This is a genomic window from Streptomyces sp. NPDC006335, from assembly GCF_040612795.1.
In the GTDB taxonomy this organism is placed as follows: Bacteria; Actinomycetota; Actinomycetes; order Streptomycetales; family Streptomycetaceae; genus Streptomyces.
The window spans coordinates 460334-475159 of sequence record NZ_JBEXQX010000004.1 but is presented as its reverse complement, the minus strand read 5'-3'; the positions used below and the strand labels follow the sequence as shown (position 1 = coordinate 475159).

The window sequence follows — 14826 nt, the reverse complement described above, 5'->3', positions numbered from 1 at the left end:
GGCTCAGTTCTGCTTGAGCCAGTCCTCGTAGCGGGTGGACGCCGTGTCCACGGTGTCGTCGCCGGTCAGGACGCCGTCCGGGATGCCCGCGAACATGCCGGCGCTCTCGTCGGTGACGACGGTGCGGCCGTCCGGCCTCGCCGCCAGGGTGATCTCCGCGAGCCGGTCCAGGCGGTGGATCTCGGGGCCCGCCTTCAGGCGCAGGCCGTTCACGGGCTCGCCCTGGGCCGTCCCGGCGACGACGGCGGCGACGTCCGCGGCGGCGATCGGGCGAAGCTGAGTGGAGGGCAGGTGCACCTCCTGGCCCCGCGTGGTCAGGTCCATCACCGGTGCGACGAACTCGAAGAACTGCCCGACCCGCACGATGCTGAACGGTACACCGCCGGCCCGCACGGCCTCCTCCTGGGCGACCTTGGCCAGGTAGTAGCCGAGTCCGGGCACCTCGTCGACGCCGATGATGGAGAGCGCCACGTGGTGGCGGACACCGGCCTCGCGCTCCGCCGCGGTGAGGTTGCGCATGGCGCGGGTGAAGAAGTCGAGGGCGGCCTCCTTCTCGAAGGACGGGGAGTTCGCCACGTCCACGACCACGTCCGCGCCCTTGAGCACCTCCGCCAGGCCGGCCCCGGTGAGGGTGTCGACGCCCGTGCTGGGCGCGGCCGCCACGGCCTCGTGTCCGCGGTCCTGGAGCAGGGTCACCACCTGCGACCCGATCCGGCCCGTTCCTCCGATGACGACGATCTTCATCTCTGTCTCCTCCTCGTGCTGGGGTTGCCTCAGCAGGACAGGACAGCGCCGCGATCTGTGACAGTCGGGCCGCGTACGGCACCGATCGGCGGGCCGATCTGAACAACCACCCCTGTGCGCCGCGTTCTAAGGGGTGCAGGACGCCAGGCGAACGAGAACCGTGAGGCCATCTTGTCGAACACACCGACCGCCGCCCGCCGGGGCTGGGGAACCCGCAACTGGCGCGTGGCGAGAAAACTCCAGGCCATCCTCCTCATCCCGGTGATCGTGGCGCTCGTCCTCGGCGGCATACGCGTCAAGCGCTCCGTCGACACCTGGCAGGCCGCCGACGACGCGGTCCGGGTGGCGGAACTGGTCCAGGCGGCCAACAAGTACGCCGGCGACGCCATCAACGAACGCGATGTGTCGGTCATCCCCCTGGTCAAGGGCGACCGGACGTCGAGCGCGGTCGCCAAGGCCCGCGCGGTCACCGACGCGGACGCGAAGGAGTTCGACGAGGCGGTGGAGCGGATGCCGCGGACGGCCGGACTGCTGCGCCGGGTCGAACTCGTCCGGATCGGCGAGAAGCAGCTCCCGTCGGTGCGCGCGAACGCCTTCACCTCCCGGCTGAACGGCGTGCAGACCGAGGAGAGCTACCACGCCGTCCAGCACCCGCTGATGGAGATCTCCAACGAGCTCGGCTTCGGCAGCAGCAACCAGGCGAGCTTCGGCCGCACCCTCTACGCCGTCTCCCTCACCCAGGCAGCCGAGTCCCTGATCCGGGCCATCGGCACCCACCTCCTGGTCGAGGACCGCGGCAAGCTCGCCCCGGGCGAACTCCAGGCCCAGCTCGGCTCGTTCAGCTCCTACGTCTATCTCGAACAGGTGGCGCTCCAGGAGTACGCCGGCGCCGGCACCGCCGAGGACATGGCCCGGCTGCGTGAGGCGCTGTCCGACGCGGAGGAGCAGGGCCGGGAGCAGGCCGCCGAGGCCCGGACGCGGGCCGAGGCGGCGGGACGGACCTTCGTGGCCCCGCCGAGCCTCAAGAAGATGGCCGCCGAGATCGCCTCGGGCAAGTCGGCGGCGCAGCTCGCCGCGCGGGGCATCACGCCCGAGACGTTCTTCGCCGCCTCCACCCTCAGCTTCGACGCCTACCGCGGGGTCGAGGTGTACCTCACCGACAGCGCGCTGGCGGACGCCCACAGCATCGCCGACGACGCCCGCAACGACGCCGTGATCAACGCCGCGCTGGTGCTCACCGCGGTCCTCGCCGCCTTCCTGCTCGCCGCCTGGGTGGCCCGCACCATGAGCAGCAGCATGCGCCGGCTGAGCGCCTCGGCCCACGAGATCGCCGGGCAGCGCCTGCCCGCCCTGCTCACCCAGCTCACCCGGGCCATCCCGGGCCGGGTCGACGCCCAGGTGGCGCCGATCCCCATCACCACCACGGACGAGATCGGCGAGGTCGCCCGCGCCTTCGACCATGTGCACCGCGAGGCGGTCCGGCTCGCCGCCGAACAGGCCCTGCTGCGCGCCAACATCAACACGATCTTCGGCAACCTGGCGCGTCGCAGCCAGTCGCTGATCGAACGTCAACTCGCCCTGATCACCGCTCTGGAGGGGAAGGAGGCGGACCCCGACCAGTTGGAGAACCTCTTCAAGCTGGACCACCTCGCCACCCGGGTGCGGCGCAACGGCGAGAACCTCCTCGTGCTCGGCGGCGAGACCCCCGCGCAGCAGTGGGACCAGCCACTGCCCCTGGTCGACGTGATCCGCGCCGCCGCCTCGGAGGTCGAGCAGTACGAGCGGGTCGAGCTGTCGGGTGTCCCGGAGGCCGAGATCCACGGCCGCGCCGTGACCGACCTGGTGCACCTGCTGGCCGAACTCCTGGAGAACGCTACGACGTTCTCGTCGCCGCAGTCCTCGGTGCGGGTCAGCGCGGCGCGGCTGCCGGACGGGCGGATCATGGTCGAGGTCCACGACCGGGGCATCGGGCTGCCGCCGGAGGAACTGGCCGACATCAACCACCACCTGGCCGAGCCGCCCACCGTGGACGTGGCGATCTCCCAGCGCATGGGCCTGTACGTGGTCGGCCGGCTCGCGGACCGGCACGGGATCCGCGTCCAGCTCCGCCCGTCCGAGGAAGGACAGGGCACGACGGCGCTGGCGATGCTGCCGGACACGATCACCTACCGCGGGACGGCGGCGGAGTCCGACATCGACACCATGGCCCTGGCGACCTTCGCCGACCCCGGCCTCACCGAGGGCACCGCTCGCGGTCACGACGCCTGGAACGACAGGTAGGCGGACCGCGCCGACGGGGCAACAGGGAACGGGGACGGGCCCGCGCCGGGGCCCTTCCCGGAGCGGCGCGCTCCTGCGGGGACCGGCACCGTCCGGAAAATCGCCTTGGCCCTGGTGCTCCCGGCACGGCAGGATGATCGTTCGGTGTCGGCACGTGAGGGGAAACGCGGATGAGGCGGAACCGGCTCGGGAAGACCGATGTGCACGTGACGGAGCTGGGCTTCGGCGGCGGCCCGCTCGGCGGACTCTTCGCACCGCTGGACGACGAGACGGCCGCGGGTGCCCTGGAGGCGGCCTGGGACAGCGGGATCCGCTACTTCGACACCTCCCCGCACTACGGCATCGGGCACTCCGAGCGCCGCACCGGCGCCCTGCTCCGGGACAGGCCGCGCGACGAGTTCACCCTGTCGACGAAGGTCGGCCGGCTGCTGGTGCCGCAGGACCCTGCGGGCCGTATGGACGAGAGCTTCGCGGTGCCCGCCACACACCGCAGGGTGTGGGACTTCACGCGGGACGGTGTGCGGCGCAGCGTGGAGGACTCGCTGGAGCGGATGGGCGTGAACCGCATCGACGTGCTGTTCCTGCACGACGCGGAGGAGCACTTCGAGGACGCCTTGCGCGACGGCTACCCGGCCCTCGCCGAACTCCGCGCCCAGGGCGTGGTGGGGGCGATCGGCGCGGGGATGTACCACCCCGGCAAACTGGCCCGGCTGGTCAGGGAGTCGGACGTCGACGTCGTGATGCTGTCCGGCCGCTACACGCTCCTGGACCACAGCGCCCTCGACGACCTCCTGCCCCTCTGCACGGACCGCGGGGTCTCGGTCCTCGCGGCCTCGGTCTTCAACTCCGGTCTGCTCGCCACGGCGCGTCCCACCGAGGGCAGCACCTTCGACTACGCCCCCGCCGCCCCGCCGTTGCTGCGGCGGGCGCACCGCATCGCCGACGTGTGCGAGGCCCACGGCGTGACCTTGCCGGAGCTGGCGATGGCGTTCCCGCTGCGGCACCCGGCGGTCGCGGGCATCGTCGTCGGCATGCGGACGGCGGAGGAGGTACGCGGCAACATCGCGGCGTTCGACGCGGAGATCCCGCCCGGTCTGTGGGACGACCTGCGCGGTGAGGGGCTCCTGGACGAGCGGGCCCCTGTGAAGTGATCCGCACAGGCAGCGCCCCCTGAATCCCGGCGCAGTACGACGGCGCCGCGGTCCTTGCAGGTGGGCAGGCACGGGAGGTCGCCGCCGACCTCGGGGACGTCGTCGCCCGGCCGCACGGCGACCTACCGGACAACTGCCCCCCGACGAAAGGGACTTCCCGCGATGTTCACCGGCCTCAGCGCCTTTCCCCTCACCCCCGCCGACGAGTCGGGCATCGACGAGAGGGCCTATGCCCGGCTCGTCTCACGCCTGGCCGAGGCGGGGGTCGACTCGATCGGTGCGCTCGGCTCGACGGGCAACTACGCCTATCTGTCCCGCGAACAGCGCGCCGCAGCAGCGCGGATCGCCGTCGAGTCGGCCGACGGGGTGCCGGTCATGGTGGGTATCGGCGCGCTGCGCACGTCCCATGTGCTGGCGCTGGCCGAGGACGCCCAGCAGGCGGGCGCGTCCGCGGTCCTGCTCGCCCCCATGACCTACCAGGCGCTCACCGAGGACGAGGTGTTCGGCCTCTACGAGCAGGTCACCCGCGAACTCTCGGTCCCCTTGTGCGTGTACGACAACCCCCGCACCACCCACGTCCACTTCACCGACGAACTCCACGCCCGAGTCGCCGAGTTGCCGAACGTCGCCGCGATCAAGATTCCCCCGGTGCCCGACGGGCCGGCGGCCGCGAAGCGCCGTGTCGCGGCGTTGCGGGCCCTGGTCCCGGAGACCGTGGCGATCGGCGTGAGCGGGGACTGGGCGGCGGCCGGAGGCCTCAACGCCGGTTGTGACACGTGGTATTCGGTCACCGGCGGCCTCTTCCCGCGCACCGCCCTCGCTCTCACCCGGGCCGCCCGGAGCGGCGACGTCGAGGAGGCCACGGCCCGATCCGCGCGACTGGAGCCCCTGTGGGACTTCTTCCGCCGGTACGGCGGTCTCCGCGTGATGTCGGCGGCCGCCGCACACCTCGGCCTCGCCTCCGAACCGAACCTGCCGCAGCCCCTCCAGGGACTGCCCGCCGAAGCCCGGCGCGAACTGATCTCCGTACTGGAGGAGCTGGGCCTGGGGAGGGACGCGTAAGGTCGGCCCGTGCGGGCGGTGAGCGCGTCATCGGGCCGGACTGGCCCACCGGCCGCCCGCCGCGATGCTCACCGCCCTGCGTGCGCCACCCCCGCCGCTCACCCGCCGCTCACTCGTCGTCCGGGAACTCTCCCGCGAAGGCGCCGGCCATCCGCAGCCAGGGCGCCGCCTCGTCCGGGCGGCCCTGGCGTTGCAGGGTGCGTCCCAGCATCAGGTGGGCGTAGTGCTCGACCGGATCGCGCTCGACGATCACCCGCAACTGTTCCTCCGCACGCGACAGTTGGGCGGAGTGGTAGTAGGCGCGGGCCAGCAGCAGCCGGGGGCCGGTCTGTTCCGGGGCCTCCTCGACGACGGCGGCGAGGAGCTTCGCGGCACCGCTGTAGTCCCGCGCCTCGAACAGCAGCCCGGCCCGCTCCCAGCGCTCGACGGTGGTCTCCTCGTGCGGCACTCCGACGCCGTCGTCGAACAGGTGCAGCGCGCTGGCCCAACGGTCGGGTGCCACGCCATCGGTGGCCGCGTACGCGTTGAGGTTGTCGGTCATGATTCCTCCGTCCGCCGGGGCGCGTCTCGGCGCGGACCGGCTTCGTGGCAAGGTGCTCGGGTGCGGGTCAGACGGCCGGTTCATCGGTCCCGGCCCGCTCCGCCTCGCGGGCGGCCAGCAGGGTGGCGTGGGTGGGGGCGTCCGGCACACCGGCCGGCCGGTTTTTGGCGAACTCCTCGCGCAGCACCGGTACGACCTCCTCGCCCAGCAGGTCGATCTGCTCCAGCGCGGTCTTCAGCGGGATGCCGCCGCCGTCCACGAGGAACAACTGGCGCTGGTAGTCACCGGCGTACTCGCGGAAGCCCAGCGTCTTCTCGACCACCTGCTCCGGCGTGCCGACGGTCAGCGGGGTCTGCCGCATGTACTCCTCCATCGAGATCCCGCCTCCCATCACCGGTGAGTGGTCGAACACCGGGCGGAACTCCCGGACGGCGTCCTGGGAGTCGTGCCGCATGTAGACCTGGCCGCCGAGCCCGACGATCGCCTGCTCGGGCGTGCCGTGCCCGTAGTGCGCGTACCGCTGCCGGTACAGGTCGACCATCCGCTTGGTGTGGTCGGCGGGCCAGAAGATGTTGTTGTGGAAGAAGCCGTCGCCGTAGTAGGCGGCCTGCTCGGCGATCTCCGGCGAGCGGATGGAGCCGTGCCAGACGAACGGCGGGACCCCGTCCAGCGGCCGGGGCGTCGAGGTGAACCCCTGGAGCGGCGTGCGGAACTTCCCCTCCCAGTTCACGACGTCCTCGCGCCACAGGCGGCGCAGCAGGGCGTAGTTCTCGATGGCGAGGTTGATGCCGTCGCGGATGTCCTTGCCGAACCAGGGGTAGACCGGCCCGGTGTTCCCGCGCCCCATCATCAGGTCCACGCGCCCGTCGGCCAGGTGCTGGAGCATCGCGTAGTCCTCGGCGATCTTCACCGGGTCGTTGGTGGTGATCAGCGTGGTGGACGTCGAGAGGATGATGCGCTCGGTGCGCGCGGCGATGTGGCCGAGCAGGGTGGTGGGCGACGAGGGCACGAACGGCCGGTTGTGGTGCTCACCGGTCGCGAAGACGTCGAGCCCGACCTCCTCGGCCTTCCGCGCGAGCGCGACCATGGCCTTGATCCGCTCGTGCTCGGTCGGCGTACGGCCCGTGTGCGGGTCGGTGGCCACGTCCCCGACGGTGAAGATGCCGAACTGCATCGCCCTCACCCTCCCTGGTGGTTGATGCGTCAACTATACGCACCCAACGCATCCCCTCCCCCGGCTATTCCGCTCCCGCCCAGGGACCGCAGGCCGCCCCTGAGCAGGCATCCGGTACGGCACCGACACGAGCCGGCGCCGTACGCGAACACGGCCAGGTCAGGCCTGGCTCTCGTCCAGTTTGCCGATGACGCGCTCGGAGATCTCGGCCAGGACCCGCAGCTCCGCCGGTGTGACATGGTCCAGGAACAGCTCACGCACCGCCTCGACATGACGCGGGGCCGCCGCCTCGATGGCCGCCCGGCCCGCCTCCGTGATGACCACGAAGGCGCCGCGCGCGTCCTCGGGGCACTCCTCGCGGACCACCAGGCCCCGTCCCGCCATCCGCGCGATGTGGTGGGACATCCGGCTCTTCTCCCACTCCAGCGCACGCGCCAGATCCTGGTACCGCTGCCGTCCCTCCGGGGTGTCCGTCAGATGGACCAGCACGGCGAAGTCCGCGGGCGACACCTTGGACTCGGACTGCAGCATGCGTCCGAGGCGTCCGCCGAGCCGTTCGTGCAACCGGACGAAGCCCCGCCACGCACGCTGCTCCTCCGGCGTCAGCCATCGCGCTGTGTCTGCCATGGAAAAAGTGTAGACGTGGGTGACAGGTCACCGGGTTGCCCGGACGGGTGGCGGGATGCTGCCCGTCGTCGCCAGCTCCCGGTACCACAGGGCGCTGTCCTTCAGTGTGCGGCGCTGGGTCTCGTAGTCGACGTGGACGATGCCGAAGCGCTTCGAATAGCCGTACCCCCACTCGAAGTTGTCCATCAGCGACCACACGAAGTACCCGCGCAGATCGACGCCTGCGGCGAGCGCCCGGTGGGCGGCGAGGAAGTGCCGGTGGAGGTAGTCGACGCGCTCCGGGTCGTGGACGGCGTGGCCGCCGTCGGGGCGGGTGGTGAGGTGGTCCTCGAAGGCCGCTCCGTTCTCGGTGACGACCAGCGGCTGGCCCGGGAACCGGGTGTGCAGGTCCAGGAGGAGCTCTTCGAGTCCGTCGGGGTCGATGTTCCAGCCCATGGCGGTGTGCGGGCCCTCCTGCGCGACGAACTCGACCTGGGGTGAGCCCGGCCAGGCCGAGCCGCCCATGTCCTTGTGCCCGTCGTTGTTCTGCCGTGCCGTGGTGCCGTCCCACAGACGGACCCGGGTGGTGGCGTAGTAGTTGACGCCGAGCAGGTCCAGGGGCTGGTGGATGCGGGCCAGGTCGCCGTCCTCGACGAAGGACCAGTCCGTGATGCCCGCGGTGTCCTCCAGGAGGTCCTGCGGGTAGTGGCCGCGCAGCAGGGGTTCGGTGAAGGCGCGGTTGGCCAGCGCGTCGATCCGGCGTACGGCCTCCTCGGCGCCGTCCCCCTCACCGCGCAGGACGTGGAAGTTGAGGGTGACCGAGTACTGCGGATCGTTGGTGGTGACCTCCCTCAGCTGCTGGACCGCGAGCCCGTGGGCGAGGTTGAGGTGATGGACGGCGGTCAGCGCCGCGGCGCTGTCGGTGCGGCCGGGGGCGTGGGCTCCGGAGCCGTAGCCGAGGTAGGCGGAGCACCAGGGCTCGTTCAGCGTGGTCCAGATCGCGACACGGTCGCCGAGGGCTTCGCCGACGACACGGGCGTACTCGGCGAAGGCGAAGGCGGTCTGCCGGTTCGTCCAGCCGCCCTCGTCCTCGAGGGCCTGGGGCAGGTCCCAGTGGTAGAGGGTCGCGACGGGGGCGATGTCCCGCTGGAGCAGGCCGTCGACCAGCCGGCTGTAGAAGTCCAGCCCCTTGGGGTTGGCCGGACCCCGGCCGGTGGGCTGGATGCGCGGCCAGGCGATGGAGAACCGGTAGGCCTTCAGGCCCAGGGAGGCCATGAGGTCGAGGTCCTCGTCGAGGCGGTGGTAGTGGTCGGCGGCCACGTCACCGGTGTCGCCGTTCCAGGTCTTGCCCGGCGTGTGGGAGTAGGTGTCCCAGATGGACGGACCGCGCCCGTCCTCGTCGGCGGCGCCCTCGATCTGGTAGGCGGCGGTCGCGGAACCGAGGAGAAAGTGCGCGGGGAAGGACAGGGGCTGGACTGTCGACATGCGGGTCGCTTTCCGGTGATGACCAGGGATGGGAGGAGGTGCCGGTAACCACGGTGATGTTAACGTTAACAATCTGTCAAGAGCTTCGCCCCGGCCAATCCGCGGGCGCCCCGTCGGCTTCCACGGGGCCGGGGCGGGAGGGGGAACGGATCAGAGGTAGAAGTTCTTCGCCCAACGGTGCCCGGCCAGCTGGGACAGCTCTCCCGGGGTGAGCGGCTCGGCGTCCGAGATCGCCGCGTTGCGTTCGACGTTCGTCAGGGACCGCATGCCCACGATGACCGTGGAGACCGCTTGGCCCGCGAGAGCGAACCGCAGGGCGGTGGACGGGAGTTCACCTGCCTCTATGCCCAGGTCGGCGAGGATCGCGTCGACGCGCCGCTCGACCTGGGCGGGCCGGTCCTCCCTGAAGTACCAGTTGCGCCAGTCCCCTTCGGGGAAGGTGACGCCCTCACGGATCGAGCCGGTGAGGGCGCCTTCGTCGAGGGCGACACGGACGATCACGCCGACGCCGTACTCCTCGCAGGCCGGCAACAGGGCGTCGGACGGGGCCTGTTCGAAGATGTTGTAGATGACCTGGACGGTGTCCAGGACGCCGGTGCGCAGCACCGTGAGGACGTTCTCGGGCTGGTGGTCCTTGACGGAGATCCCGAAGGCCCTGATCTTCCCCTCCTGCTTGAGGGCGGCCACCGTCTCCAGCAGGTCGCCCCCGCCGGTCCACTCGTCCTCCCAGGTGTGCAGCTGGAGGAGGTCGACGTGGTCGCGGCCGAGTTCACGCAGACTGGTCTCCAGGCTCTCGCGCAGATGCGAGCCGGGGAACACCTCCATGGGGTCCAGTCCGCTGGGCGCCAGGGAGACGGGCACCTTGGGCCCGGCCTTCGTCGCCACGTGGACGCCGTCGCCGCCGCCCGGGAACTCCTTGAGCGCACGGCCGACGACGCGCTCGCTGCGGTCGTAGGCCCGCGCGGTGTCGATGAAGGTGACGCCCAGGTCGAGGGCGCGGTGCAGGGCGCGTACGGCGGAGTCGTCGTCCGCGCCGACCCAGGCTCCCTGGCCCAGTCCCCACGCTCCGTAGCCGATCTCCGACACGGTCAGGCCGGTGCGGCCGAGCTCGCAATAACGCATGTGCTGTTCGTGCTCCCTGGATGAGGCCCTGTGCGCAGGGCGGTGGTACGTCGGAACCCAGTCGCGGTTCAGGAGTCCCCGCGGGGTACGGCCGTGCTGTCGCGCACGACGAGCCGCGGTGTGATCTTGTGCCGCTGCGCCGGTTCCCCGCCCAGCCTGCGCACCAGCAGTTCGATGGCGCTGCTGCCGAGGTGGGCGAAGTCCTGGCGGACCGTGGTGAGGGCGGGCACCAGGTAGCCGGCGCCCTTCATGTCGTCGAAGCCGACGACCGACACGTCGTGCGGCACCTTCACCCCCCGTTCGGCGAAGGCGGCCAGCACCCCCATGGCCATCTGGTCGTTGCCCGCGAAGACGGCGGTGGGCAGGTCCCTGTCGGCGTCGCAGAGTTCGTGGGCCAGGCGGAACCCGCTCTCGGCGCCGAAGTCGCCCTCCAGCAGGGCTCCTCGGGCCGCCATGGCGGTGAGTTCGGTCTGCCAGCCCTCGACGCGGGCCCGGGCGTCGAAGGTGCGCAGCGCACCCGTGAGGTGGGCGATGTCCCGGTGTCCCAGGTCGAGGAGGTGCCGGACCGCGAGCCGGGCGCCGAGCTCCTGGTCGACCTCGACGAAGCTCAGCTCGGGGTCGGGCGCGTTGCCGGACATCACCACGGCCACCGGCACCCCGAGGGAGAGGCCGGACAGCGCCTCCACCGTGTCGGGCCGGTCGGCGACGACCGCGATCGCCTCCACCGACTGGTCGGTGAGCCGTTGCAGTGTCTCCATGAGGTCATCGGTGGTGCTCTCGCCCTGCCGGCTGGCCAGGCTCACCCAGTAGCCGGCCTGCTTGGCGGCCGTCTCCACGCCGAGGAGGATGCGCGGCAGCTCGAACAGTTCCGACCCGACGATCACCACGCCGATCGTCGAGGAACGCCGGCTCTTGAGGGCCCTGGCGACGCTGTTGCGGCGGTATCCCAGCTTCTGGATCGCCGCCTCGACCCGGGCCCGGGTCTCCGGCCGGACCGACGGGTGGCCGTTGACGACACGGGAGACGGTGATGTGCGAGACGCCGGCCTCCCGGGCCACGTCCATCATGCCCGGCGGCCGGTCCATGTCACTCGTCCTCTGCCCTCGACCCCAGCAGGCGGCCTCACGCCCACCGCCGATACTGCCACAGGCGCCGTACCCCTCCTGAGGTCAGGAGGCGTACGGCGCCTGTGGGGGCCGGCCGATCGTCCGGGTCCAATGGGCGGGACGACCGGTTCAGGCGTTCAGGACGCGTAGCGCGGGGTCCACTGGGCCTGCGCGATCGCTTCGCGCAGTTCGTCCTCCGTCGCCTCGGGGGCGACGCCGTCCTCGACGGCGGCCCGCGCCACCGCGAGTGCGATCTCGCGGGCCGCGTCCCGCATGCTCGCCAGCGGGGGCAGCAGCGGGGTGGCTCCGTCGGTGCCCGCCCGCACCGCGCACTCCCCCACCGCCCGGGCCGCCGCCACCATCATGCGGTCGGTCACCCGGGTGGCCCGGCAGGCGGTGACCGCCAGGCCGACGGCGGGGAAGACGTAGACGTTGTTGGCCTGGGCGACCGGCACCTCACGCCCGTCCACCTTGAGCGGCGGGAAAGGCGATCCGGCGGCGATCAGGGCCCTGCCGTCGGTCCAGCGGGCGAGGTCGGCGGGGTCGGCCTCGGCGTTCGAGGTGGGGTTGGACAGCGGCAGGATCACCGGCCGGTCGCAGGAGTCGGCCATCGTGCGCACGATCTCCTCGGTGAAGGCGCCGTGCGCCGTGGACAGCCCGATCAGCACCGTCGGCTTCACCTCCGCGACGACCCGGCCGAGGTCGGCCGTGTCCCCGCCCCACTGGCGTGCCTCCGCGTCGTCGCGCGCGTAGACCCGCTGCTCGGGTGTGAGGTCGGTGCGGGAGTTCACCAGCAGGCCGTCGATGTCGACGAACCAGAACCGGTCGGCCGCCTCCTCCTCGGACAGGCCCTCCTCGACGAGTGCGGTACGGATCATGTCGGCCACCCCGACCGCCGCCGATCCCGCGCCCAGGACCACGATCCGGTGGTCGGTCAGGGACGCTCCGGCGACCTTGGTGGCGGTGGTCAGCGCGCCCAGGGCCACGGCCGCGGTGCCCTGGATGTCGTCGTTGAAGGTGAGCAGCCTGTCCTGGTAGCGGCCGAGGATGGGCCGGGCGTGGGCGGTGGCGAAGTCCTCCCACTGGAGCAGGGTGCCGGGGAGTTCGGCCTCCACGGCGGAGACGAACGCCTCGATCATCTCGTCGTAGGCGTCGCCGGTGACGCGGTGCTGCCTGCGGCCGAGATAGTGCTCGTTGGCCAGGAGCTGCTCGTTGTCGGTGCCGACGTCGAGGAGGATCGGCAGGGTGCGGGCGGGGTGGATGCCGCCGATGGCGGTGTACAGGCTGAGCTTGCCGATCGGGATGCCCATGCCGCCGACGCCCTGGTCGCCGAGGCCGAGGATGCGCTGGCCGTCGGTGACGACGATGACGTCGACGTCGCCGCCCGGCCGGTTGCGCAGGATCTCCCGGAAGCGGTGGCGGTCCTCGTACGTCAGGAACAGCCCTCGCGGCCTGCGGTAGATCTCGCTGAAGCGCTGGCAGGCCTCACCGACCGTGGGCGTGTAGACGACCGGCAGCATCTCCTCCAGGTGCCGGGTGAGCAGGCCGTAGAAGAGCACCTCGTTGGTGTCCTGGAGCTGGCGCAGGTAGATGTGCCGGTTGAGCGGCTTGTCGTAGCCGAGGAACGCCTCGTAGGCCCGGTCGGCCTGTTCCTCGAGGGTCTCGGTCGCCGGTGGCAGCAGCCCGTCCAGGCCGAGTTCGACGCGTTCGTCGGAGCTGAAGGCGGTGCCCTTGTTGAGGAGGGGATCGGCGAGCAGGGCCGCTCCGCGGACCTGGGCGGGGCTGTGTGGTGCCATGACGTTCCTCGGGTCGACGGGTTTCAGACCAGCTGTTCCACTGCCCCGTCGACCGGCTTCCGAATCAGCCGCCCCGCACGGCCGTCCGGGACTCAGGCGTCGTCGGCCGTGTGCACCCGCCGCCCTTCGACGAAGGTCTGGAGGACCCGGGTGGCGGCGATCTCCTCGCGGGGGCCCGCGAACGGGTCCCGGTCGAGGACGACGAGATCGGCCGACTTCCCGACGGTGATGCTGCCGGTGATGTCGTCGAGGTGGTTCACGTAGGCGCTGCCCGCCGTGTACGCGGCGATGGCGGTGCCCAGGTCGAGGCGCTGCTCCGGAAGGAATTCCGGGGTGCCCTCGGGGGCGTCGGGCGCGATCCGGTTGACGGCGACGTGGATGGCGTGGAGCGGGTCGGGGCTGCTGACCGGCCAGTCGCTGCCGGCGGCCAGGGTGGCGCCGGCGCGCAGCAGGTCGCCGAAGGGGTACTGCCGTGCGCCGCGTTCGTCGCCGAGGAAGGGCAGGGTCAGTTCGTCCATCTGCGGTTCGTGGGCGGCCCACAGCATCTGGAGGTTGGCGCTCGCGCCCAGGGCGCGGAACCGGGGGATGTCGTGCGGGTGCACGACCTGGAGGTGGGCCAGGTGGTGCCGGGTGTCGCCCCGTCCGTTGGCCGTGCGGGCGGCCTCCACGGAGTCGAGGGCCTCGCGCACCGCGCGGTCGCCGAGCGCGTGGAAGTGGACCTGGAAGCCGGACGCGTCCAGTTCGGTGACGTACTTCCGCAGGTCGTCCGGCTCGACGAAGCTGATGCCGCTGTTGTCCGAGGAGCAGCCGCAGCCGGTCAGATAGGGGTCGAGCATCGCGGCGGTGTGGTTCTCCGCGATGCCGTCCTGCATGACCTTCACGGTGCCGGCCCGGAACCGGCCCCGGTCCAACTCCTCGCGGCGGGCGATGAGTTCGGGGATCTGTTCGGCGCCCCGCTCGCGGTCCCACCACAGGGCCCCGACGACCCGGGCGGTGAGCAGGCCCCGGTCGAGGGCCGCGAGGTAGGAGGGCGCCGGGTCGGTCATGTTGGCGTACGCGCCGACGATGGCGTCCTGCCAGGCGGTGACCCCGTACGAGTGCAGCACGGCCTGCGCCCGGAGCAGGGCCGTGAGCTGGTCCTCCGGGGTGGGGTCCGGGACCAGCCTTCCCACCAGGTGGACGGCGCCCTCCTGGAGCATCCCGGTGGGGTTGCCGTCGGCGTCGCGTTCGATGCGGCCGTCGGCGGGGTCCGGCGTACGGGCGTCGATGCCCGCGCGTTCCAGGGCGCGGCTGTTGACCCAGGCGCCGTGGTGGTCGCGGTTGGGCAGGAAGACGGGCCGGTCGGGGACGACCGCGTCGAGGGCGGCGGCGGTGGGCGCCCCGCCGGGGAACGCCTCCAGGGACCAGCCGCCGCCGGTGATCCACTCGGCTTCGGGGTGCTCGTCGGCGTACGTCTTGATCCGGCGCAGGTACTCGGCCGGGTCGACGGTGTCGGCGAGGTGGCACAGGCCGAGTTCGAGGCCCGCGCCCTGCGGGTGCACGTGCGCGTCCTGGAAGCCGGGGAGCAGCAGTTTCCCGGCCAGGTCGACGACTTCGGTGCGCGGGCCGATCAGCTCGTGCACCTCGTCGTGGCCCACGGCGGCGATCCGCCCGTCGCGCACGGCCACGGCGGTGGCGTTGCTGCGGGCGGGATCGACGGTGTGCACGGGACCGCCGGTGAGGACGAGGTCCGCGGTGTGTGACATGGGGGTGAACTCCA

12 protein-coding genes are annotated in these 14826 nt (G+C 71.8%); 3 read left to right on the top strand and 9 right to left on the bottom strand.

Annotated elements, in window-relative coordinates; all coding sequences use genetic code 11:
- Nucleotides 1-3: 3 nt before the first annotated feature.
- Entirely contained in the window at nt 4-744 is a 741-nt protein-coding gene (locus tag ABZ098_RS15965; protein ID WP_356591294.1) for an NAD(P)H-binding protein, read from the bottom strand.
- Nucleotides 745-915: 171 nt separating this feature from the next.
- Here ABZ098_RS15965 and ABZ098_RS15960 point away from each other — a divergent pair, with 171 nt between their 5' ends.
- The 3 genes from ABZ098_RS15960 to ABZ098_RS15950 all read left to right on the top strand — a co-directional run bounded on the left by ABZ098_RS15960 (nt 916) and on the right by ABZ098_RS15950 (nt 5237).
- Nucleotides 916-3024: a nitrate- and nitrite sensing domain-containing protein gene (locus ABZ098_RS15960; RefSeq protein WP_356591292.1), complete on the top strand. Its 2109-nt coding sequence runs from the start codon at nt 916-918 to the stop codon at nt 3022-3024.
- Between the two features lie 170 nt (nt 3025-3194).
- Complete coding sequence (locus ABZ098_RS15955; RefSeq protein ID WP_356591290.1) at nt 3195-4175, top strand: aldo/keto reductase; 981 nt, start codon at nt 3195-3197, stop codon at nt 4173-4175.
- Nucleotides 4176-4337: 162 nt separating this feature from the next.
- The gene (locus tag ABZ098_RS15950) at nt 4338-5237 is read left to right on the top strand and encodes a dihydrodipicolinate synthase family protein (RefSeq protein ID WP_356591288.1); all 900 of its coding nucleotides are present in this window, start codon (nt 4338-4340) and stop codon (nt 5235-5237) included.
- Nucleotides 5238-5346: 109 nt separating this feature from the next.
- Here ABZ098_RS15950 and ABZ098_RS15945 read toward each other — a convergent pair whose 3' ends face one another.
- The 8 genes from ABZ098_RS15945 to ABZ098_RS15910 form a co-directional block, all read right to left on the bottom strand.
- Entirely contained in the window at nt 5347-5778 is a 432-nt protein-coding gene (locus tag ABZ098_RS15945; protein WP_356591286.1) for a tetratricopeptide repeat protein, read from the bottom strand.
- A 67-nt stretch (nt 5779-5845) separates the two neighbouring features.
- On the bottom strand, nt 5846-6952 hold the full coding sequence (locus ABZ098_RS15940; protein WP_356591284.1) for an LLM class flavin-dependent oxidoreductase: 1107 nt from the start codon (nt 6950-6952) through the stop codon (nt 5846-5848).
- A gap of 159 nt (nt 6953-7111) precedes the next feature.
- Nucleotides 7112-7579 (bottom strand): MarR family winged helix-turn-helix transcriptional regulator, encoded by a 468-nt coding sequence (locus ABZ098_RS15935; RefSeq protein WP_356591282.1) that lies wholly within the window; start codon nt 7577-7579, stop codon nt 7112-7114.
- Between the two features lie 27 nt (nt 7580-7606).
- The gene (locus ABZ098_RS15930; protein WP_356591280.1) at nt 7607-9043 is read right to left on the bottom strand and encodes a GH1 family beta-glucosidase; all 1437 of its coding nucleotides are present in this window, start codon (nt 9041-9043) and stop codon (nt 7607-7609) included.
- A 150-nt stretch (nt 9044-9193) separates the two neighbouring features.
- On the bottom strand, nt 9194-10165 hold the full coding sequence (locus tag ABZ098_RS15925) for an aldo/keto reductase (protein WP_356591278.1): 972 nt from the start codon (nt 10163-10165) through the stop codon (nt 9194-9196).
- 68 nt (nt 10166-10233) lie between these two features.
- A complete protein-coding gene (locus tag ABZ098_RS15920) occupies nt 10234-11250 on the bottom strand; it encodes a LacI family DNA-binding transcriptional regulator (protein ID WP_356591277.1) in 1017 nt (338 codons plus the stop codon).
- Nucleotides 11251-11408: 158 nt separating this feature from the next.
- Nucleotides 11409-13067, bottom strand: coding sequence for an NAD-dependent malic enzyme (locus ABZ098_RS15915; RefSeq protein WP_356591276.1), 1659 nt, complete (start codon nt 13065-13067; stop codon nt 11409-11411).
- 92 nt (nt 13068-13159) lie between these two features.
- Nucleotides 13160-14812: an amidohydrolase family protein gene (locus ABZ098_RS15910; RefSeq protein WP_356591274.1), complete on the bottom strand. Its 1653-nt coding sequence runs from the start codon at nt 14810-14812 to the stop codon at nt 13160-13162.
- Nucleotides 14813-14826: the final 14 nt, after the last annotated feature.

Coding starts and splice junctions, on each gene's coding strand:
- ABZ098_RS15965 (WP_356591294.1), bottom strand. CDS start 744: ATGAAGATCGTCGTCATCGGAGGAACGGGCCGGATCGGGTCGCAGGTG.
- ABZ098_RS15915 (WP_356591276.1), bottom strand. CDS start 13,067: ATGGCACCACACAGCCCCGCCCAGGTCCGCGGAGCGGCCCTGCTCGCC.
- ABZ098_RS15925 (WP_356591278.1), bottom strand. CDS start 10,165: ATGCGTTATTGCGAGCTCGGCCGCACCGGCCTGACCGTGTCGGAGATC.
- ABZ098_RS15920 (WP_356591277.1), bottom strand. CDS start 11,250: ATGGACCGGCCGCCGGGCATGATGGACGTGGCCCGGGAGGCCGGCGTC.
- ABZ098_RS15940 (WP_356591284.1), bottom strand. CDS start 6,952: ATGCAGTTCGGCATCTTCACCGTCGGGGACGTGGCCACCGACCCGCAC.
- ABZ098_RS15950 (WP_356591288.1), top strand. CDS start 4,338: ATGTTCACCGGCCTCAGCGCCTTTCCCCTCACCCCCGCCGACGAGTCG.
- ABZ098_RS15945 (WP_356591286.1), bottom strand. CDS start 5,778: ATGACCGACAACCTCAACGCGTACGCGGCCACCGATGGCGTGGCACCC.
- ABZ098_RS15910 (WP_356591274.1), bottom strand. CDS start 14,812: ATGTCACACACCGCGGACCTCGTCCTCACCGGCGGTCCCGTGCACACC.
- ABZ098_RS15930 (WP_356591280.1), bottom strand. CDS start 9,043: ATGTCGACAGTCCAGCCCCTGTCCTTCCCCGCGCACTTTCTCCTCGGT.
- ABZ098_RS15935 (WP_356591282.1), bottom strand. CDS start 7,579: ATGGCAGACACAGCGCGATGGCTGACGCCGGAGGAGCAGCGTGCGTGG.
- ABZ098_RS15955 (WP_356591290.1), top strand. CDS start 3,195: ATGAGGCGGAACCGGCTCGGGAAGACCGATGTGCACGTGACGGAGCTG.